The 20,407-nt window shown below is 72.4% G+C and carries 17 protein-coding genes; 8 read left to right on the top strand and 9 right to left on the bottom strand.

Annotation, left to right across the window (positions count from 1 at the left end):
• Positions 1 to 96: 96 nt before the first annotated feature.
• Positions 97 to 1,113, bottom strand: coding sequence for a Gfo/Idh/MocA family oxidoreductase (locus ACIO6U_RS02280; protein WP_355334584.1), 1,017 nt, complete (start codon positions 1,111 to 1,113; stop codon positions 97 to 99).
• A gap of 103 nt (positions 1,114 to 1,216) precedes the next feature.
• Here ACIO6U_RS02280 and ACIO6U_RS02275 point away from each other — a divergent pair, with 103 nt between their 5' ends.
• From ACIO6U_RS02275 to ACIO6U_RS02265, 3 genes are all read left to right on the top strand, one after another.
• On the top strand, positions 1,217 to 2,521 hold the full coding sequence (locus ACIO6U_RS02275; protein ID WP_401714899.1) for a multidrug effflux MFS transporter: 1,305 nt from the start codon (positions 1,217 to 1,219) through the stop codon (positions 2,519 to 2,521).
• Between the two features lie 71 nt (positions 2,522 to 2,592).
• Complete coding sequence (locus ACIO6U_RS02270; protein WP_355334759.1) at positions 2,593 to 2,862, top strand: hypothetical protein; 270 nt, start codon at positions 2,593 to 2,595, stop codon at positions 2,860 to 2,862.
• Positions 2,828 to 3,928, top strand: coding sequence for a serine hydrolase (locus ACIO6U_RS02265; protein ID WP_391160066.1), 1,101 nt, complete (start codon positions 2,828 to 2,830; stop codon positions 3,926 to 3,928). Before ACIO6U_RS02270 ends, ACIO6U_RS02265 begins: the two co-directional genes overlap by 35 nt.
• Positions 3,929 to 4,067: 139 nt before the next feature.
• On the opposite strand, the gene ACIO6U_RS02260 is transcribed toward ACIO6U_RS02265, so the two are convergent.
• Both ACIO6U_RS02260 and ACIO6U_RS02255 read right to left on the bottom strand, forming a co-directional pair.
• Positions 4,068 to 5,345: a beta-propeller fold lactonase family protein gene (locus tag ACIO6U_RS02260; RefSeq protein ID WP_355334581.1), complete on the bottom strand. Its 1,278-nt coding sequence runs from the start codon at positions 5,343 to 5,345 to the stop codon at positions 4,068 to 4,070.
• Positions 5,345 to 6,163, bottom strand: a complete 819-nt coding sequence (locus ACIO6U_RS02255) for a polysaccharide deacetylase family protein (protein ID WP_401714896.1) — start codon at positions 6,161 to 6,163, stop codon at positions 5,345 to 5,347. The genes ACIO6U_RS02260 and ACIO6U_RS02255 overlap by 1 nt, the downstream gene beginning before the upstream one ends.
• A 445-nt stretch (positions 6,164 to 6,608) precedes the next feature.
• Here ACIO6U_RS02255 and ACIO6U_RS02250 point away from each other — a divergent pair, with 445 nt between their 5' ends.
• Complete coding sequence (locus ACIO6U_RS02250; protein ID WP_401715822.1) at positions 6,609 to 7,301, top strand: CDP-alcohol phosphatidyltransferase family protein; 693 nt, start codon at positions 6,609 to 6,611, stop codon at positions 7,299 to 7,301.
• Here ACIO6U_RS02250 and ACIO6U_RS02245 read toward each other — a convergent pair.
• Positions 7,279 to 7,737, bottom strand: a complete 459-nt coding sequence (locus tag ACIO6U_RS02245; protein ID WP_355334575.1) for an adenylyltransferase/cytidyltransferase family protein — start codon at positions 7,735 to 7,737, stop codon at positions 7,279 to 7,281. The genes ACIO6U_RS02250 and ACIO6U_RS02245 overlap by 23 nt on opposite strands.
• A gap of 218 nt (positions 7,738 to 7,955) precedes the next feature.
• Between ACIO6U_RS02245 and ACIO6U_RS02240 the strand changes: the two genes are divergently transcribed.
• The 3 genes from ACIO6U_RS02240 (at position 7,956) to ACIO6U_RS02230 (ending at position 12,444) form a co-directional block, all read left to right on the top strand.
• On the top strand, positions 7,956 to 9,272 hold the full coding sequence (locus tag ACIO6U_RS02240) for a glycosyltransferase (protein WP_391043668.1): 1,317 nt from the start codon (positions 7,956 to 7,958) through the stop codon (positions 9,270 to 9,272).
• Positions 9,269 to 10,984, top strand: coding sequence for a lipopolysaccharide biosynthesis protein (locus tag ACIO6U_RS02235; protein ID WP_401714894.1), 1,716 nt, complete (start codon positions 9,269 to 9,271; stop codon positions 10,982 to 10,984). The genes ACIO6U_RS02240 and ACIO6U_RS02235 overlap by 4 nt, the downstream gene beginning before the upstream one ends.
• 209 nt (positions 10,985 to 11,193) lie before the next feature.
• Positions 11,194 to 12,444, top strand: coding sequence for a hypothetical protein (locus ACIO6U_RS02230; protein WP_355334747.1), 1,251 nt, complete (start codon positions 11,194 to 11,196; stop codon positions 12,442 to 12,444).
• On the opposite strand, the gene ACIO6U_RS02225 is transcribed toward ACIO6U_RS02230, so the two are convergent.
• On the bottom strand, positions 12,413 to 13,927 hold the full coding sequence (locus tag ACIO6U_RS02225; protein WP_401714892.1) for an O-antigen polymerase: 1,515 nt from the start codon (positions 13,925 to 13,927) through the stop codon (positions 12,413 to 12,415). The genes ACIO6U_RS02230 and ACIO6U_RS02225 overlap by 32 nt on opposite strands.
• 152 nt (positions 13,928 to 14,079) lie before the next feature.
• Here ACIO6U_RS02225 and ACIO6U_RS02220 point away from each other — a divergent pair, with 152 nt between their 5' ends.
• Positions 14,080 to 15,225, top strand: coding sequence for a glycosyltransferase (locus ACIO6U_RS02220; RefSeq protein WP_401714890.1), 1,146 nt, complete (start codon positions 14,080 to 14,082; stop codon positions 15,223 to 15,225).
• A 121-nt stretch (positions 15,226 to 15,346) separates the two neighbouring features.
• On the opposite strand, the gene ACIO6U_RS02215 is transcribed toward ACIO6U_RS02220, so the two are convergent.
• The 4 genes from ACIO6U_RS02215 to gmd form a co-directional block, all read right to left on the bottom strand.
• A complete protein-coding gene (locus ACIO6U_RS02215) occupies positions 15,347 to 16,171 on the bottom strand; it encodes a glycosyltransferase family 2 protein (RefSeq protein WP_355334560.1) in 825 nt (274 codons plus the stop codon).
• A gap of 50 nt (positions 16,172 to 16,221) precedes the next feature.
• The gene (locus tag ACIO6U_RS02210) at positions 16,222 to 16,974 is read right to left on the bottom strand and encodes a hypothetical protein (protein ID WP_391160061.1); all 753 of its coding nucleotides are present in this window, start codon (positions 16,972 to 16,974) and stop codon (positions 16,222 to 16,224) included.
• A complete protein-coding gene (locus ACIO6U_RS02205) occupies positions 16,971 to 19,193 on the bottom strand; it encodes a LamG-like jellyroll fold domain-containing protein (RefSeq protein ID WP_391043679.1) in 2,223 nt (740 codons plus the stop codon). Before ACIO6U_RS02205 ends, ACIO6U_RS02210 begins: the two co-directional genes overlap by 4 nt.
• Before the next feature lie 119 nt (positions 19,194 to 19,312).
• Positions 19,313 to 20,326, bottom strand: coding sequence for a GDP-mannose 4,6-dehydratase (gmd, locus tag ACIO6U_RS02200; RefSeq protein WP_188285703.1), 1,014 nt, complete (start codon positions 20,324 to 20,326; stop codon positions 19,313 to 19,315).
• Positions 20,327 to 20,407 lie beyond the last annotated feature (81 nt).

Here is a 20,407-nt window from a genome sequence, read left to right as displayed (position 1 = left end):
CCCGCCGGTGACGGGTTGCTCGCGCGGTTCCCCCCCCCCGGCCTTCGGCCGGGAGGTGCCCCCGGCGCCCGTGACGGGGCACGTCCCGGACAGGCCCTAGTCGATGCCGGGGTAGGTGACGCCGGTGTGTTCGCGGATGGTGTCGAGGGTTCGCATGATGGAGAGGGAGCCGGCGAGGGGGACGAGGGGGGACTCGAGTTCGTCGGCGCGGAGGCAGCGCATGACTTCGGCGGCCTCGTAGGCCATGGTGCCGCGGGTGAGGCCGTCGGCGACGACGTCGGAGAAGAGGACGGTGCGGGGCTCCTCGCCCTGGCGGTGGACGACGAAGCGCTCGGGGTTGAAGAAGCCCTCGGGAAGCTCGATGCGGCCGGCGCTGCCGGTGACGACGGCGCGGGCGCCGGTGTCGGCGGTGATGGAGCAGGTCAAAGTGGCGACGGCGCCGTCGTTCCAGCCCAGGACGATGCCGGTGTTGTCGTCCACGCGCTCGGGCGTGAGGTGGGACCACGCCCGGACCTCGTCGGGCTCGCCGAGCAGGAGCTGGGCGAAGGAGACCGGGTAGACGCCGAGGTCGAGCAGGGCGCCGCCGCCTTGGTCGGGGTCGCGCAGCCGGTGGGTGGCGGGGAAGTCCCCGGAGAAACCGAAGGCGGCCGAGACGTCCCGCACCTCACCGATCAGCCCCTCGGCGATGAGCGCGAGCATGTGCCGGATCAGCGGGTTGCAGTACATCCACATGGCCTCCATGAGGAACAGGCCGCGGTCGCGGGCGAGGTCCACCAGCTCGTGCGCCTCACGGGCGTTGATGGTGAACGCCTTCTCGCACAGCACGGCCCGCCCGGCCTCCAGACAGATCCCGGTCGCCTCGCGGTGCGCGGAGTGCGGCGTGGCGACGTACACCACGTCGACCCCGTCGTCCGCGGCCAGCTCCGCCCAGGAGCCGTACGCGCGCGCGATCCCGTACCGCTCGGCGAACGCCTTCGCGCCCTCGAGGGTGCGCGAGCCCACGGCGACGACCTCCGCGTCCGGCAGCGTCAGCAACGCCTCGGTGAAGGTCGCGGCGATCCCGCCGGTCGCCAGGATGCCCCAGCGGATGGTCCGTACGCCGTCGTCGCTCATCGGTCGGTCTCCCACTCGTCGGTCAGGGTCAAAACGTGGTCTCGGTCGTGCGCGATCACTGGAAGGATAGAGAACGGTTCAACTACCACCTACGGAGAGTGCCGTGCAGGACGCCGGGCCGCCCATACCCGCGCACACCGCTGACATCACCGATGTCACCACCACCCACACCACCACCCCTACCCCGACCATCGGCACGCAGCGCCGTACCGGCCTGCTCGTCACGCTCGTTCTCGGCGGCCTCACCGCGGTGCCGCCGTTGTCGATGGACATGTATCTGCCCGCGCTGCCCCAGGTCACCGACGCCCTGCACAGCACCGCGGCGACGGCGCAGCTCACCCTCACCGCCTGCCTCGCGGGCATGGCGCTCGGCCAGCTCGTGGTCGGGCCGCTCAGCGACCGCTGGGGACGCCGCCGTCCCCTGCTGACCGGCATGGTCATCTACATCCTCGCCACCGCCGTCTGCGCCTTCGCGCCCTCGGCGGGCCTGCTGATCACCTTCCGGCTGATCCAGGGCCTGGCGGGCGCGGCGGGCATCGTCATCGCCCGCGCGGTCGTCCGCGACCTCTACGACGGCGTGGAGATGGCCCGCTTCTTCTCCACTCTGATGCTGATCTCCGGCGTCGCCCCGATCGTCGCCCCGGTGATCGGCGGCCAGATCCTGCGGATCACCGACTGGCGCGGCGTCTTCGCCGTCCTCACCGTGATCGGCGTCCTGCTCACCCTGGTGGTGTGGCGCTGGCTGCACGAGACGCTGCCGCCCGAGCGCCGGCACTCCGGCGGGCTGCTGGGCACCTTCGGCGCGGTCAAGCGGCTGCTCGGCGACCGGATCTTCACCGGGTACGTGCTCTCGGGCAGCTTCGCCTTCGCGGCGCTGTTCACCTACGTGTCCGCGTCCGCCTTCGTCATCCAGGACATCTACGGCGCCTCGCCGCAGACCTTCAGCCTGCTGTTCGGGCTGAACTCCATCGGCATCGTCGGCGTGGGCCAGCTCAACGGCAAGGTGCTGGTCGGCCGGGTCGCGATGGAGAAGATCCTCACGATCGGGCTCGCGCTGATCACCGCCGCCTCGGTGGCGCTGGTGCTGCTGACCACCGGCGTCTTCGGCCGGGCGGGACTGCCCGCCGTCTCCGCCGCGCTCTTCGTGCTGATGGCGTCGATGGGCCTGACCCTGCCCACCGCGAACACACTGGCGCTGCTGCGCGTCAAGCGGGACGTGGGCTCGGCGTCCGCGCTGGTGGGCACCTCGTCCTTCCTGATCGGCGCCCTCGCGTCGCCGCTGGCCGGAGTGGCCGGTGACGGCACCGCGGTGCCGATGGCCCTCGTGCAGTTGACCTGCGCACTCGTGGCCGTCGCCTGTTTCGTCGGGCTGTGCGTGCGCGGGCGTCGTACCGTGGAGGGACCCTAGGCGGCACGCGGGCCATCAGGCGGCTCGCGGCGCGGACCATCAGGAGGCCCGCGGGCCATCAGGAGGATGCGATGTCCGATACCGCGGACGAGAGCCCCGGAAAGAGCGTGGGCGCGCGTACCGACCGGCTCGCCGAGCCGGGCGACGACGAGCGCACATGGGCGTTCAAGAGCGCCGACAGCTCCCTGCGCACGGGCGCGGAGGGGGCGGCCGACGGCTCGGTGAGCCCGGAGGACCTGGTACTGCTCTCCGGCCGTGAGCCCACGCCGGAACGGATCGAGAAGGCCCGCAGAGCACTGGAGGAACATGGCGCCGCCGCTGTCGAGAGGTACCTGCCCTGAGGCGGGTCTCGACGCCGCAGAGCTGAGCCGTATCGTCCCCGCGCTGGCCGCGTACACGCGCCCGGCGCCCGCGCACCCCTGGTGCGCGGGCGCCGTCGTGCTGGCCGGCCGGGGCAGGACCGTCGCGTTGCACGAGGCGGTCGGCTGGGCGGTGCGCTACGGCGCGTACGACGAGAGCGCGGACGTCGGCGTCGAGCTGCCGCCGGGGCAGTGGGTGCCGATGCGCGAGGACACCGTCTTCGACCTGGCCTCGCTCACCAAGCTCTTCACGGCCACCGTCGCGGCCACCCACCTCGACCAGGACCGGGAGGTCGCCGCGTACGTGCCGGAGTTCGGCGCGGCGGGCAAGGGCGCGATCACCGTACGGCAGCTCCTCGACCACACCTCGGGCCTGCGCCCCGAACTGCCCTTCTACGACCGGCCGACGGCGCAGGGCCGGGCGCGGATGCTGTGGGACGAGGAGCCGGTGCACCCGCCGGGCACCCTGCGGGTCTACTCCGACCTGAACCTCATCGCGGTCCAGTACGCGCTGGAGGCCGCCACGGGCCGCCCGCTCGCGGTACTGATCAGCGAGGAGGTCACCGGCCCCCTCGGCATGCTCGACACCGGCTTCAACCCGCCGTCCGCCGCGCTGTCGCGGATCGCGGCCACCGAGGACCAGCGGCGGCCGTGGGGCAGGCTCGACCGCGGCATGGTGCGCGGGAGCGTGCACGACGAGAACGCGTACGCGATGGGCGGGGTCAGCGGGCACGCCGGGCTGTTCTCGACGGCCTGGGACCTGGCGCTGTTCTGCCGGGCGCTGCTCGACCGGGGCGGGCCCTGGGGCGGCTTCGAGACCGACCAGGCGTGGTTCATGGGCGAGTTGGCCGGGCGCGGCGCGTACGGGCACACCGGTTTCACCGGCACGAGCCTCGTGGTCGACCCGGAGAGCGACAGCTTTCTCGTGCTGCTCGCCAACTCCGTCCACCCGACCAGGACCTGGCGCGACGGCAGCGCGCCACGCGCCGCCGCCGCGACCGGACTGGCCAGGGCGATCCTCAAGGCCGGAACCGCGGGGCCGGTGTAGCGGGCCTGCTCAACGCGGGGCCGCCCGTGCGGCCGTTGAACATGAGACGCCCGTGCGCCCGTGCAACGCAGTTCGCGCGTGCGGCCGTCCAACGCAGTGCGCCGTGCGGCCGTTCAACGGACGACGCCCGTGCGGCCGTTCAGCGGAAGATGCCGGTGTGGCCGAGCGAGTAGCGGCCCGGCTGCGGGTAGACGGCCAGGCCGTGCGGTCCCGAGCCGACCGGGATCTTCGCCAGGGTGCGCCCGTCGGCGGTGTCGATCGCGTACACCTCGCCGTCGTACCGCCCGGACAGCCACAGCACCTTGCCGTCCGCGGACACCCCGCCCATGTCGGGGCTGCCGCCGCCCTCGATGTGCCACTTGCGGACCAGCTTGCCGGTGGCGAAGTCGAGCAGCGAGATCGAGCCCTCGCCGCGGTTGGAGATGTACATCACCTTCGAGTCGCGCGAGACGTACAGGCCGTGCGCGCCCTTGCCGGTGCGCAGCAGCGTCGGCTTGGAGAAGGTGTCGCCGTTCATCACCCACACGCCGTCGGCCATCATGTCGGCGATGTACCAGGTCTTGCCGTCCGGCGAGATCTTCACGTCCTGCGGCATCGCGCCCTCGAACGGCAGCCGCTGCTGGCCGACGACCTTCATCTCCGCCGTGTCGACCTTCAGCAGTTCGCCGGAGAACTCGCAGGACACGATGAAGTACCGGCCGTCGGGCGAGAAGTCCGCGTGGTTCACGCCGTAACAGCTCACCGGCACGGTCTTCTTGACCGCCATCGTGTGCGCGTCACGGAAGACCAGCTCGCGGTCGAGCGACGCCATCACCACCGCGTACTTGCCGTCCGGCGTGAAGTACAGGTTGTACGGGTCGTGCACGTCGACCGTCGGACCCGCCTTGCCGGTGGCCGGGTCGAGCGGGGTGAGGGTGTTGCCGACGTCGTTGTTGACCCACAGCGTCTTCAGGTCCCACGACGGCACCACGTGCTGCGGCTGCTCGCCGACCGGGATCGTCTCGATGACCTTGTACGTCTTCGGGTCGATGACCGAGACCGTGTTGGAGTCGGTGTTCGGCACGTAGACCCGCGAAGGGAAGTTCCGCACCACGGGGGACAGCGCGTTCGGCCGGTCGGCGGCGTAGACGTCCTTCGGGTCGAGCGGCGGCGGCATGCCCGGCAGGCCCTGCCCGGCGGCCGGGACGCGCGGCGCGGACTGCGGTGTCGCCCCGGCAGCGGCTTTGGCGGCCTTGGCGGAGGCGGTCGCGTGCGGGTGCCCGCCGGTGGCCGTCGTACCGCAGCCCGCGGTGAGCACACCGCCCGCGAGTACGGCGACGGTGGCGGCGCCCGCCACGAGGAGCGTGCGGGCGGAGACCGCGGGCGGCCGGGAGTGGCCGGGGGCCGGGTGCGGGGAACGGAACGGGATGCGGCGCATCAGGTCAGCAGCTCCGAGGTCGTGACCGCGCGGAGGCCCCGGCGGTGCAGGTCGTCGAGGATCCCGGGCAGCGCGGCGACCGTGCCGGAGTGCCCGAAGTGCAGGGAGACCACCGAGCCCGCGCGGGCCCGGGCGGCCACCGCGGCGCGCACCCGGTCGGCCCCCGGATCGGTGTAGTCGAGCGGGTCGACGTCGTACGACAGCACGTGGTAGCCCGCCTCGCGGGCGAGTCTCACCACCAGCGGGGTCGCCATCCGCGCCTGGGACGGGCGGAACCAGCGGCCCCGCGAGCCCGTGAGCTCGGTCAGCCGCCGGGCGCAGCCCTCGATCTCCGCGGTGGCCGCGGCGGCGTCCATCGCGCCGATGTCGCCGTGCGTCTGGGTGTGGTTGCCCAGTTCGTGACCGCCGTCCAGAATCCGGCGGGCGAGCCGCGGATACGTGTCGAGCCAGGCGCCGACCGCCAGCACGGTCACCCGCGCCCCGGCCTTCTCCGCCTCGGCCAGCAGCGCGGTGGCCAGCGCCGGTTCGCCCTGGCCGTGGAAGGTGAGGGCGAGCCGCTCGCGGTCGCGCGGGCCGTGCTCGATCTGGTCGGGCAGGCCGGGCGGCAGCGGCGGCGCGGACGTGGCGGGCTCCCCCGCGGGCGCGTGCGGCGGGGACGAGGGCGCGCCGGTGGGGGCGGGGGACGCGGGGGACGAGGGCGAGGACGACGTGCCGGGCGCGGGGGCGGGTGCGGCGCCGGACGGACGGCCGTCGGAGCACCCGGCCAGCAGCGCCCCGGACGCGGTCACTTGCAGCAGATTTCGGCGGGAGATGGACATCGGGCATCACCTTATGACGTAACGCCACTTTCGGCCCATGTCGCCGGGCCCGCGTCGCGCGGAGTCGCACGGATGAGTCAGTCCGCTGGGCCGCCTGCCATCATGGGCCGACGAAGGCACCGCGCCGCGGTGACCGGGGGGTGGACCGCGGGTGACCGCGAAGAGGTGCGTGGGGGGCTGCGTGGCCGGGACAACGGCGGGGACGGGTGCCGGGACGGACGACGGCACGGATGCCCGTGCGGGCGACGGCGCCGACACGGGCGCCGCCAGCGGCGTCGGCATGGACGCGGGCAGTGCCCCGGGCGCCGGGACGTCCCCGGGGACATACGGCGACGCGGGCGAAGGTCCGACCCCCGCGACGAACGGCGGCGCGGGCCCGGTGGTGGCGCGCGGCACGCGTACCGCGCCTGTCCGCGACGCCGGATTCCTGACCGCCGTCCGGCGGCTGCGCGCCGCGCAGAAGACCGCCAAGGGCGTGTCGCTCTACTCCCGTTACGTGAACCGGCCGGTCGGCCGGGTGCTCGCCGCGGGGGCGTACCGGATCGGACTGACGCCCAATCAGGTGACCCTGGTCAGCGCCGTGTTCAGCGGCGCGGCCGTCGCCGCGCTCGCGCTCGGCCGCCCCTCGTGGCCGCTGGCCCTCGCCGTGTGGGCGGGCCTGGTGGTCGGCTTCGCCTTCGACTCCGCCGACGGACAGCTCGCCCGGCTGCTCGGCGCGGGCAGCCCGGCGGGGGAGTGGCTCGACCACGTCGTCGACTGCGCGAAGATCACCGCCGTGCACGCGGCCGTGCTGATCACCTTCTACCGGCACTTCGACCTGCCGGGCGACGGCTGGCTGCTGCTGCCGCTGGGCTTCCAGCTCGCCGCCGTCCTGATCTTCTTCGGCGGCCTGCTCACCGACAAGCTCAAGCCGAAGGAGCCGAAGAGCCAGGGGGCGGCCCCCGCGCCGTCACCCGCGCCCTCACGGCTGCGCGCGGTCGCCCTGCTGCCCGTCGACTACGGCGTCTTCTGCCTGGTCTTCCTGCTGCTCGGCAGCCAGAGCGCCTTCAGGACCGGATACCTGGTCCTCTTCGCCGTGCACGCGCTCTTCCTCGCGGCCTTCCTCACCAAGTGGTTCAGAGAGCTTCGGAGGGTCTGACCGAGGGCTGCGCCGGCTCGGTCAGCACGTCGAGCGCCTTGCGGAGCTGGGTGCTCGACGTGTGCACGGTGTACGGGAAGTAGACGATCTCCACGCCCACCGTCGCGAAGTCCCGCTCCAGACGGCGCCCCTTGTCCGTACCGCGCCAGTCATCGCCCTTGAACAGCACGTCGAAGCGGACCTGCTGCCAGGTCTCCAGCTTGTCCGGCACCGTCTCGACGAAGGCCGCGTCCACGAAGCGCACACTGCGGACGATCTCCAGCCGCTCCACCAGCGGCACCACAGGACTGCGGCCCTTGGCGAGCTGCGCCATCTCGTCCGAGACGACGCCCGCGACCAGGTAGTCGCACTGGCTGCGGGCGTGCCGCAGGATGTTGAGATGCCCCACGTGGAAGAGGTCGTAGACCCCAGGCGCGTAACCGACCCGATGTGACATAAAACGACCCCCCGGTCGTACGGTGAGCTGTGCGACGCTCCCCAGCGTCGCGGAGTCTCAGACGATAGCCGTGCCGTGTTGCGGTCAAGCGGCGATTAGCGAAAGTACAACCGATGGTAAGCGGGCGTGTGCTCTCCTGGTGAACAGCTAGGGTGGGCACTTGTTCGTCATTGGCGGTCTCTGGGGGGTCTGGGGACGCCGGGGGAAGGGAACACTCCGTGGCTGAGTCCGGCGCGCGCCGCCGTCTGCTGCTGGTCTCCACGAATTACGCGCCTGAGCACGCCGGGATCGGTCCGTACGCGACCCAGATCGCCGAGCACTGGGCGGCGAACGGCGACGAGGTGCACGTCCTGGCCGGTATGCCGCACTACCCGGCCTGGCGGCTCGACCCGGAGTACGCCCGGGTGTGGCGCACCGAGGAGCGGCGCGCCGGGGTCAGCGTGCACCGCCGCAAGCACCTCGTGCCGCCGCGCCAGAGCGCCGTCACCCGCGCCCTGTTCGAGGCCACCGTGCTCGGCCACGGCCTGCTCGCGCCGCCCGCGATGAACCGCCCCGACGCGGTGATCGCCCAGATGCCCAGCCTCGGCGGCGGCCTGGTCGGCGCCCGGATCGCCCGGCGGCACGGCGTCCCGTACATCCCCGTCGTGCAGGACCTGATGGGCGCGGCGGCGGCGCAGAGCGGCATACGCGGCGGCGGCAGGGCGGCCTCCGCGGCCGGCGCGGTCGAGGCGTACGCGCTCAAGCGCGCCACGCTGGTCGGCGTCATCCACGAGAGCTTCGTCGCCAAGGTCGCCGCGATGGGCGTGCCCGAGGAGCGAATACGGCTGGTGCCCAACTGGTCGCACGTCAAGCGCCCGAGCAGGCCGCGCGAGGAGATGCGCGCCAGGCTGGGCTGGCGTCCGGGCCAGACGGTGCTGCTGCACTCCGGGAACATGGGCCTCAAACAGGGCCTCGAAGTGCTCGTCGAGGCCGCGCGCCTCGACCCGGCGCTGCGCGTGGTGCTGATGGGCGACGGCAACCAGCGCGAGCACCTGCGCTCGCTGGCCGGCGGCCTGCCCAACCTGGAATTCGCGCCCCCCGCCGATGACGACGACTTCCCCGACATGCTGGCCGCCGCCGACGCGCTCGCGGTCACCCAGCGCGCCTCCGTGCTCGACATGAGCATCCCCTCCAAGCTCACCTCCTACTTCGCCGCCGGGCGGCCGGTCGTCGCCTCCGTCGCGGCCGAGGGCGGCACCGCCCAGGAAGTGGAACGCTCGGAGGCGGGAATCGTCGTCCCGCCGGAGGATCCGCGTGCACTGCTGGACGTAGTACGCGCTCTGGCCGATGATCCTGGTAGGGCCGACGCGCTGGGGGCGCGCGGGCCCGAGTACGTGGACGCGCATCTCAGCCGCGAGGCGGGTCTCGCGCGGATCGACGCACTGCTCGCGGAGGCGCTGGGGGCGCCCCGCGAGACGCCTCCTGAGGACGGGGAGGCCCGGGAGCCCGGGACGGCCGGGGGAACCGGGGAGATCGAGGGGGCAGTGGGCAAGTGAGCGACACGACGCGCGCCACCGAGGCGCAGGACGAACCGGATCTGCTCCGCGACCAGTTCCGCCAGCTCATCCGCTACCGGGCGCTGATCGTGGCCGGTGTGCTGGTCGGCCTCCTCGGCGGCGCCTGGCTCGCGCTGACCGGCGCCGACTCCTACGCGGCCACCAGCGAGGTACGGATCAGGGCCGCCACCGTCGACCCGTTCGCCACCGGCGCCTCCGCCGACAAGGGCATCGACATCGGCTCCGAGCGGCAGACCGCGGTCAGCAGCACCGTCTCCGACGCGGCGGCGAAGATCGTCAAGGCACCGGCCGACGCCATGGAGCACTGCCTCCAGGTCACCAACCCGCCCAACACCCTCGTCCTGCGCTTCACGTGCAGCACCGGGAACGCGGCCAAGTCCGCGCTGTGGGTCAACGCCTTCACCAAGGCGTATCTGGAGAACCGGCAGGCGCAGACCAAGTCCACCATCAACACGATGGTCAACGGCTACAAGGCCCAGCTCGACCCGCTGAACAAGCAGCGCGACGACCTGCTCAAGCAGATCGACAACACCGTCAACGCCCAGGTGATCAGCGCCCTGACCACCCAGCAGACCAACCTGCTCTCGCGCATCCTCGAACTCAACGGCAACATCAGCGGCCTGCGCGCCCTGGACACCACGCCCGGCTCGATCATCAGGCCCGGTGTGGCGCCCAAGGCCCCCGCGGGTCCCGGACTGCCGATGATGCTCGGCCTCGGCGGCGGCGTCGGTATCGCGCTCGGCCTGCTGGGCGCCTGGGTCAGGCTGGTCTTCGACCCGACCGTCCGCTCCGAGGGCGAGGTCACGCGCACGCTCGGCGCCCCGGTGCTCGGCACGCTGCCGCGCGGCCGCCGCCGACGCGGCAGCGGCCCCGCGTCGCTGCTCGCCGAGGGGCAGAGCGGCGGACGGCTCGCCGAGGAGTACCGCGCGGTCGGCTTCCGGCTCGCCCACGACAAGCGCTTCGCCGACCGGCGGCGGCTGCTGGTCGTCGCGCCGCGCGGCAGCAGCGACACCGCGGCGGGCGTCGCGGTCAACCTGTCCGCGTCCTTCGCCGAGATGGGCATGGAGGTGCTGCTGGTCGAGGCCGATCTGCGCACCCCGTCGCTGTCGGCCCGGCTGCGCACCGCCGACGGCGGCGCGCGCCCCGGCTGGGCCCGCTCGCCGGGCCTCGGCGAGGGCGGCTGGCCCGCCGGGCTGCAAGTCTCCATCGACGCGGGCGAGTCCGGCTCCTTCGACCTCGTGCCCGGCCGCCGGGTCCGCAATGTGGCCCGCGCGCTCACCTCGGCCCCGGCCACCAGGCTCTTCTCCGAGGCCGACACCCCCGGCGCCGCCGTGGTCGTACTGGCCCCCGCGGTCCTCGCCTACGCCGACGCGCTGGCGCTCGCCGACCGGGTCGACGGCGTGGTCGTGGTCTGCGACCCGCGCGAGGTGCACCGCGCCGACCTCGTCCGCGTCCGCGAGCTGGTCAACGCGGCGGGCGGCGCCGTGCTCGGCGTGGTCCTGCACTCGGCCGCGGAGACCGGCGGCGGGCGCCGCTTCCGCCTCGGCCGCCGCAGGACCGCCACCGGCCGCACCGGGAGCGGCGGTTCCGGCGGTGGCGGCGGGATACCGCAGCAGCCCCGGCACCACGACGGGGAGCCGTCCGCCCAGTCCCACAGCCCGGCCGCTCCGGAACGACACCCGGTCCCTTGACGGGCCCCGACCCGCGGCGCCCCGTCACCCACCCGGTCACGACGGCGGCCGTGGGCCCCGGGGCCGAGTTCGCGTACGGCGGCCCGCCCGATCCCCCGGGCGGCTCAGCGCCGTCCGGCCCGACCGACGCGTCGGCGGACGGCGAGGACGAGTCCGGCGACCCGGCCGGGTCCGGCACGTCCAAGGGCGGTCCCGGCACCAAGGCCGCCATCATCAGCTCGGTGGCCGACCAGGGCGTCGCCGCCTTCACCAACATCATCGTGCTCGTCGTGGCCGCCCGGCTGTCCAGCGCCGCCGGATTCTCCGTGTTCTCCATGGTCTACATGGTGTTCACGGTGCTGCTGGGCGTCGGCGTCTCCTACGTGGGACAGGCGCTGGTGCTGGAGCGCGGCGCCGCGCAGGTGCGGGCGGCCTGCCGCAGCGCGGCCACCTTCACCGCCGTGGCGTCCACCGTGATCGGCTTCTCGATGGCCGCGGGGCTCGCCTTCGTGCCCGGCGGCACCGCGCGGGGCCTGGCGGTCCTCGGCCTGGTGCTGCCGATCGTGCTCACCCAGGACGGCATGCGGTACTGCTTCTCCGCCCTGCGGCTGCCGCACTACGCGCTGGCCGCCGACACCGTACGACTGGCCGTCGCCGTACCGGCGCTGGCCATGCAGCCGCACGGCGCGGGCGCGGTCCGGCTCGTCGCCGTCTGGGGCGTGTCCGCCGTGCCCGCGCTGCTCGTGGGCGCCGCCCTGCTGTGGCCGAAGGTCAAGGGCGCGCCGGTGGACCTGCGCAAATTCGTCCGCCGCGGGCACCTCGGGCAGCGCTTCGTCATCGAGTTCGGCGTCGGCAACGCCACCAGTCAGCTCGCGGTCGTCGGCCTCGGCCTGTTCGCCGCGCCGCTGGCCGTCGGCGCCCTGCGCGGCGCCACCACGCTCTTCGGCCCGATGAACGTGCTCTTCAACTCCGCGACCGCCTTCGGGCCGCCGCTGCTCAACCGGGTCCGCGGCTCCGACGACAAGGTGCGCGCGACCGCCGTCCTCGCCACCGTCCTCGCCTGGATCGCGGTGTCCTGGACGGTCGTGCTGATGCTGCTGCCCGCCCATGTGGGCCGCCAACTGCTCGGTGACACCTGGGCGTCGTCGTCCGCGCTGCTGGCCGCCTCCGGCAGCCAGTACGCGTGCATCGCGCTGGGCACCAGCGCCCTGCTGACGCTGCGCGTGCTGCGGCCCCGCGCCACGCTGCCGATCCAGGTGGTCTTCTCGCTCGCGTCCGTGGTCTTCATGCTCGCCGGCTACCAGTGGGACGGCGTGATGGGCGCCGCCTGGGGGCTGGCCCTGGGCTCCGCGCTCAAGGCGGTGGCGCTGTGGCTGCGGATCGTCGCCGTCAAGCGCGCGCCCGCCGCCGCCACCGACCCTCAGGCGCCGGACGCCTCGGCGGAGGGCGTCACCGCAGGATCTTCCGCCGGTCCGCGCTGAAGGTCGTCACCAGCAGCAGGCATACCGCCGCGATGCCGATCCGGCCCGACGCCTGGAGCAGCGGGCCGCGCAGCAGGATGAAGGAGTAGCCGCACACCAGCGGGATCACCACGGCCATCACCGTGCCGGGGCGGCCGTCCTCCAGCGTGCGCTGGGCGTATCTGCGGTCGCCGCGGGCGCAGAAGTAGCCCAGCAGCAGGAAGCCGCCGGTCATGCCGACCGGGCCGAAGTCCAGCCACAGCTCCGCCCACAGCGGCGACGACAGGTTGGTGTTGGTCATGCCCATCCACTGGCCGACCTGCACACCGGAGTCCAGCGGCTTGCCGTGCCAGATCGAACGCGGCACGAAGAAGAAGACGTCCGCCGCGAGCTGCCGCCCGTGGGAGTGGCCCTCGCCGGACTGCACGAAGGTGATGGTGTTCGCGAACATCCCGATCTGGTCGTAGTCCTTGAGCGTCAGCGGCTCCAGCGCCGACGTCGTCTCCACCGGGTGGTAGCCGCCCGAGTCGTACCGGAAGCGGTCGAGGAACGGGAAGAGCAGCAGCGCCGCCACCACGCCCGTCACCAGGGCCGTGCGGTACATCACCGGGCTCTTGGGGAAGGCCGTGAACAGCAGCGAGAACACGACGGTCAGGAACCAGTACCGCGGGTTGGAGATCGGGTTGTTCACGATCACGTTGATCAGCACCAGGCCGGTGAGCGCGGCGATGGCCAGCGGCCTGCGGCGGGCGATCCGGGACGTGATCATCCAGCGGATCAGGAAGAGCATGGCCAGCAGCGCCGGTACGGTGCCGAAGCCGCGGATGAAGGCCGAGCCGACATGGCTGTCGCCGCCGTTGCCCGCGAGACCGCTGGCCTGCACCGACTCGCTGATGCCCTGACGGCTGGAGAAGAAGACGGTCGGGCCGCCGAGCTTCATGATGCACAGCGCGCTGCCGAGGTACGCGACCACGATCAGCAGCCACAGGCGGCGCCGCGACACGGACGCCTGCGGGCGGGCCTTGCGGATACGGGCCGCCGGGCGGTGCCGGGCCAGCAGCGCGCCGACGTCGAAGGCCACGCAGCCGATCAGGACGAGCGTGATCGCCGTCGTCGTGTCGGAGCGCGGGCCCACCACCGGCGTCGGGACCTGCCCGATGACCGCCTGCGCCAGCGGGGCCACGCCCATCGCCACGTACACGAACAGCCAGAACGCGCCCTGGATCAGCCGCCGTCGCCGGGTCAGCACCATCGCCGCCAGCCGGCCGCCGCCGTACACCGTCAGCGTCAACTGGAGCCAGTACGCGGTGTCCCGCACGCCCGTGCCGGGCTGGGCCGCCACGTACGCGGGCAGGAACCCCACCAACGCGATGACCAGCGGCACCGCCAGCGCCCGCGACAGCGCCGCCCGCGGCACCGACGTCGTGGCCTGCGCCTCGTCCGGACCGGGCCGCTCTAGCGGCCCGCCCGCACCGGCCTGGTCCTGTGCCACGTCCAGGGCCATGGCCCACCCCCTTCATGCTCCCCGCGCCGAGTCTATGGCCTCCGGCCGGGAGGATCAGGGCGTCCGGGGCCGGAAGTGCCCCGATGAGGGTTCGGTGTCGATAATGTGAACCCGAGGCGCGGGGGCGCCGAAAAACAGGGGTGGGGAGTCATATGAAGGTGCTGCATGTCGTCACGCTGCATACGCCGACGAACGACTTCGGCGGCCCGACACGGGTGGCGCTGAATCTGTCCAAGGGCCTGCGGGCCCAGGGTGTCGACGCCCGGATCGCGACGCTGGGCGACGGCTTCACGGGCCCGCTGCCGACGGAGCTGGAGGGCGTGCCGTCGTTCGTGCACCAGGCGCGCCACGTGCTGCCGTTCGAGGTGAGCGGCATCACGTCGCCGGGGCTGCTGGCGAAGGCGCGCCGGATGGTGAAGTCGGCGGACGTGGTCCATGTGCACCTGATGCGGGACCTGATCACGCTGCCGTTCGCGCTGGTCGCGCTGGAGGCCGGGGTGCCGCTGGTGATCCAGACGCACGGCATGATCGACCCGACGGAGAAGCTGTTCGCGAAGGCCGTCGACATCCTGGGCATGAAGCGGGTGCTGCGCAAGGCGGACGCGATCTTGCACCTGACGCGGATGGAGCGCGACGGTGTGCAGGCGGTGGTGCCCGACACTCCGCTGACCACCTTCCACCGGCTGGTCAACGGCGTGACGTTGCAGGACCGCAGGCCCGCGCGGGCCGACCGCCCGCCGACCGTGCTCTATCTGGCGCGGGTGCAGAAGCGCAAGCGCCCCGAGGACTTCGTGTCGGCGATGCCCGTGGTGCTGGCCAAGTACCCGGACGCGCGCTTCGTGCTGGCGGGCCCCGACACCGGCGATCTGACCGGCCCCATGCGGGAGCTGGCGGCGAAGCTGGGCGTGGCGGACTCGCTGGAGTGCGTCGGCGCGCTCGGCCACGAGCAGGTGCTGGAGCAGCTCAGGAAGTCCGATGTGTACGTGCTGCCGTCGGTGGTCGAGCCGTTCGCCGTCTCGATCCTGGAGGCGATGTCGGTCGGCCTGCCCGTGGTGGTGACCCGGACCGGCGGCCTGTCGCCCGACGTCGAGGCGGCGGGCGCGGGGCGGATCACCGACAGCGACCCCGACGAGGACAACGGCCCGCTGGTCGGCCAGGCGATCCTGGAACTGCTCGACCCGGCCGCCAACGAGGAGGCGTCGGACGCCGCCTGGCGGCTCATCGGCGACCGCTTCTCCATCGGCGCCGTCGTCGACACGCTCATGGAGGTGTACGGGGGCGTCACCCGCGCCGGGTGACGCCCCCGCGTGCGCTTCCGGACCCCGGGTCCCGGAGCGCGGTCCGCGGGGCGGCCCCGGGAGGACCGGGGCCGGCCTCGGGCGGCGCGATCAGCGACCGCGGGTCACGGCCGACCGCGGGTCACGGCTTGCGCCCCTCCCGCGTCTTGAGGCCGATCTGCCAGCGGTAGAAGCTCATGGCGAGCGCGTAGTCGAAGCCCGCCCGGCCGTCGAGGAAGCCGCGCTTGTAGACGTAGGCGTAGGTGAAGGACACCAGCGGCTTGAACGGCGCCTTGTGGAAGAGCTGGCCCTGGCGGGTCTTGACCTGCCGGATCTCTTCCTTCACCCGGGGGTTCAGCTCCAGCCACGCCTCCCAGTCGGAGTAGCGGTTGTGCCGCTCGAACCAGGTGCGCACCGGGTCGAGATCCTCGTGCTCGATCGGTGAGCGCAGCCGGGCGGCCGACGGCGCGACCGGCTGGTAGTGGCCCTCCTGCTCGCCCATGCCGGGCGCTTCGAGGTCGCCGACCTCGGGGAAGTGGCAGCGGGTGCGGTCCAGCAGCGCGCGCTTGACGATGGTGTAGCCGTGCCGCAGCCGCCGTCCCGCGAACCAGTAGCCCAGCGGGATGTCGAAGGCGGCCACCGACGGCGGCCCGGCCGCGAAGGCGGCCTTCAGCTCGGCCAGCAGCTCGGGGCTCGGCGTCTCGTCGCCGTCGAGGAAGAGCAGCCAGGGGATCTCGGTGCGCACATGGTCCAGACACCACTGCTTCTTTTTGGGGTACTTGCCGTCCCACGCGTACTCGACGATCTCCGCGCCGAGGCCCTCGGCGATCTTGCAGGTGTCGTCGGTGCTGGCCGAGTCGACCACCACCACGGCCTCGACGTGGTCGATGACCGACGACACCGTACGGGCGATGTTCTCCGCCTCGTTCTTGGTCGGTATCGCCACCACGATCGGGAGCTTGCTCATGCGGTCCCTCCGTTCATCTCGGTCTCGTCCTGCGGCTCACGGCGCATCGCTCACCCCGTGCCCGCGAGCCACACGTAGCAGCCGCTGGAGGTGACGCCGCGCGCGGCGGCGGGGACGGTCATCCGGGCGCCGCTGCCGGCCGACAGGGTGCCGTTCGAGCTGGTCACCCGCCAGGTGCAGTGCGTCGACGGGTGCGGCGCGCGGTAGGTGCCGGGCGCGACCGACGTGCCGGGGACGGCCTTCGCCGCCACCGTGAACGTCCCGTCGGCGAAGCCCCGCGCGGCGGCGTCGATCACCGGCTGCTGGTCGGGGCAGAGGCTGCGGACGGCCGCCGCCGCGCCGGACCCGCTGATGTCGCCGGTGACGATCGCCCCGGCCGCCGCGTCCTTGTCGATCTTCGCGGTACGGGTCAGCCGGTCGCAGATCTCCTGGCCGCCCTCGAGGACGGCCACCGGGTCGGTGCCCTTGGGCACCCGCCCCGACAGATACGACTTCTGGGGCTTGCTGAAGGTCCCGCCGCCGGGCGGGGTGAGCTGCGCGTCCGGCACCTTCGGGGCGTCGGCCGCGGACCCCGGCGCCTCGGTGCTGTCGTCCGAACCGGCACCGGCGTCGGGGCTCGTGGTCGCGGACGGTCCCGAAGTGCCGCCCGTGGCCGTCGCGGAGACGCCGGGCGACGCCTTCGCGTCGTTCTTCGCCGTGTCGTGACCGCCTCCGCCACCCCCGCCGCCGCAGGCGCCGAGCAGCACCGCCGCCGCCGTCACGAGGACGGCGGCGGCAGTGGCGGAACGGTGTTTCCGGGTCACCCGGCGGTCCCGAGCGCGTACTGGTTCGCGATCTGGGCCGGGCTGAGGACCGTCGGGAAGACGGCCGCCTCGTCGATCGAGCCCGCGAAGAACTGGCTCTTCGGCTGGGAAGGCCAGCCGTTCAGGTTGTCGCCGCCGACCCGCCAGAAACCGTCGTAGTTCTGGCTGGTGGTGACGGTGGCGTCACTGCCCTTGAGGACGCCGTCCACGTACAGCCGCATCCCGTTCGCCCCCTGCGTGGCGACGACCTGGTGCCAGTTGCCGTCGTTGTAGCCGCCGGTGGGCGTGGAGACGATGCGGGTGCTGCCGGTGTAGGCGCCGAAGATGAGCTGACCGCTGTCGGTCATGTAGACGTGCTTGTCGTAGTTGCCGCTGGTCTCGGTCGCCAGGTTCCCGAAGCCGATCAGCTTGCCGCCGGAGGTCGTGGTGGTCTTGAACCACGTCTCGACGCTGTACGCGGACGGTGTGGGGTGCGAGCGGTCGCTGTACGTCCACTGGGTGGAGCCGTTGAAGGTGTACGCCTTCGAGCCGGGCACCGCGCCCGGCGAGACGGCGTGCACCGGGCCGCCGACGCTGATCCCGCTGTCGTCGGCCGCGGAGGCGTCCGCGTTGTACGAACCGGCGGCGGCGTCGTAGCGCCAGTACAGATTCGCGCCGTCGGCGAGGACCTGCGTGGCGTACGGCTCGGCCGTGGCCGGGACGGTGGCCGCCGCGTTCGGCGACTGGGCGCTGGTGTTGACGCCGTCACTGGCCGACACCCGGTAGGTGTACTTCACGCCGGGCGTGACATTGGTGTCGGTGAACGTGATCTGCGGGCGGATCCAGGGCTTGGAGTCGCCGCTGACCGTGTAGACGGGGGTGGCCGCGCCGTTGCGGTACACGTTGTAGATCAGCGTGCCGTCGTCGTTGTCGGTGCTGGACTGCCAGGTCACCTTCACCGCACTGGGGTCGATGCTGCTCACCGCGGTCTGCGGCAGCGTCGGGGCGCCGGTGTCGGGGCCGTCGGCGAAGCGGGTCAGGCCCTGCTGCGCGCCGCCGTTGACGGTGGTGAACTCGCCGCCGACCCACATGTAGTCGTGTCCGCCGGACGACGAGATCGCCATCACGCGCGGGCCGATCTTCTCGCCGATCCCGTCGTTGGTGTCGGGGTACCACGACAGCAGGTGCGGGTCGGTGACCGACTCGGCGACCAGGTGCTTGCGCGTCGAGTTGGGGAATTCGCCCATGCTGGAGCAGTCGTGGGCGTGCGAGCCGCTGTAGAGCACGGTGCCGTGGACCACCAGGCTCTGCGTGGCGCCCAGGCAGGTGTCCCGCCAGATCTGGTTGAAGTCGGTGAGGCTGAGCGCCACCCGGCCGTCGAACACGCCGCCGCCGGTGCCCTCGTTGGCGGTGTAGAAGGCGTTGCTCGCCGGGTCCACGATGATCGACTTCGTCACCGAGGTCGCGTCGAGGAACCCGGGCGGGTACGCCTTGGTCAGCGCGCCGGTCGTGGTGTCGACCACGGCGAGCGAGTGCGAGTAGGTGCCGCCGACGTAGTTGAAGTCACCGCCGATGATGGCGTTCTGGCCGTCCGGGGTGATCGCCAGCGCCCGGCCCGGCAGGTCGGCGTTGGGCGACCACGGCAGCAGGGCGCCCGCGGTGTTCACCGCGGCGAACTTGCCACGGGACTGGCCGCCGACCGACGTGAAGTCGCCGCCGAAGTACACGGCGTCCGAGGTCGCGGCGATGGTGCGCACCGTGCCCGAGGCCGCCGGGTGGAAGGTCGTGCTGACCGCGCAGGTGGCCAGGTTGATCGCGGCCAGGCTGCTCACCCCGACGCCGTTGACCGCGCCGAAGAAGCCGCCCGCGTAGAGCGTCTGGCCGTCGGGCGAGACGGCCAGCGCGCGCACGGTGGCGTTGTTGGAGCCCACCGTGAAGTTGAGCTGGCAGCCGGTGGGCGCGCCGGTCGCGGCGTCGAAGGCCGCGAAGTTCGCGACGGACGTCTCGTTGGTCCCGGCCGCGGACCCGGCGGGCCGGATCGCGGAGAAGGTGCCCCCTGTGTAGACCACGCCGTTCGCCTGGGCCATGGCCCACACGATCCCGTTGGTCTGGTACGTGCTGAGATTGTCGGCGGTGATGCCGACCGGTGGTTGGAGCGCGGTCGCCGATGGCGACGACATCACTCCCAGCGTCGCGGCTGCCAGCAATATGGCAGCCGAGAACACCGGCAATTTACGCATGAGTTGCCCCCCAGGCCCCTGATGTGTTGCAACGGCCGATACGGCCGTCGTGATGCACGGCAGAGTAGGGGGTTCCGCTTAGCCCGGTCTGCCTTTTTGACGAATAAAGTGACATCACATCATCTGTCGATGCGAATCGTGGCCCCCGACAACTGGTCCGCCACCTGTCGGATGTCCGCGTCGACCATGATCCGGGCCAGCTCCGCCACCCTGACCTGCGCCTTCCAGTCCAGCAGGTCCCGTGCCTTGCTCGCGTCGCCGATGAGCGCGTCGACCTCGCTGGGCCGCTCGTATTTCGGGTCGTACCGGACATGCTCGGCCCAGTCCAGACCCGCGTGCTCGAAGGCCACCTCAAGGAACTGCCGCACGGTCGCGGCCTCGCCGGTCGCCACCACGTAGTCCTCCGGCTCGTCGCGCTGGAGCATCCGCCACATCGCGTCCACGTACTCCGGCGCGTAGCCCCAGTCGCGCACCGCGTCCAGATTGCCCAGGTAGAGCCGGTCCTGGAGGCCGGCCTGGATACGCGCGATGGCGCGGGTGATCTTGCGGGTGACGAAGGTCTCACCGCGGCGCGGGGACTCGTGGTTGAACAGGATGCCGTTGACGGCGTACATCCCGTACGCCTCGCGATAGTTCACCGTCGCCCAGTAGGCGAAGACCTTCGCGCAGCCGTACGGGCTGCGCGGGTGGAACGGGGTGCGCTCGTTCTGCGGCGGCGGGGCGGCGCCGAACATCTCCGAGGACGACGCCTGGTAGATCCGCGCCTCGATGCCGCTCGCCCGCAGTGCCTCCAGCAGCCGCAGCGCGGACAGCCCGGTGACGTCCCCGGTATACAGCGGCGCGTCGAAGGAGACCCGCACATGGGACTGCGCGCCCAGGTTGTAGATCTCGTCCGGCCGCAGGTCACGCAGCAGGCTCACCAGCGCGATGCCGTCGGTGAGATCCGCGTGATGCAGCACGAAGGAGCGGTTCTTCTCCTGGGGGTCCTGGTAGATGTGGTCGATCCGTTCGGTGTTGAACGTCGACGAGCGGCGCACGAGGCCGTGCACGGTGTAGCCCTTGGACAGCAGCAGCTCCGCGAGATACGAGCCGTCCTGGCCGGTGACGCCGGTGATGAGCGCGGTCTTGCCCATGTGAGTCCCCCCAACTGGTCGGGTTGTGCTGTATTTCGTACGTAAAGATGGGTTGGCACCCGATCGGGTGAAGTGTGCTGG

This window comes from Streptomyces sp. NPDC087422 (genome assembly GCF_044744145.1).
Taxonomy (GTDB): Bacteria; Actinomycetota; Actinomycetes; order Streptomycetales; family Streptomycetaceae; genus Actinacidiphila.
The sequence above is the reverse complement of the archived record's forward strand: the minus strand, read 5'-3'. Positions and strand labels throughout refer to the sequence as shown.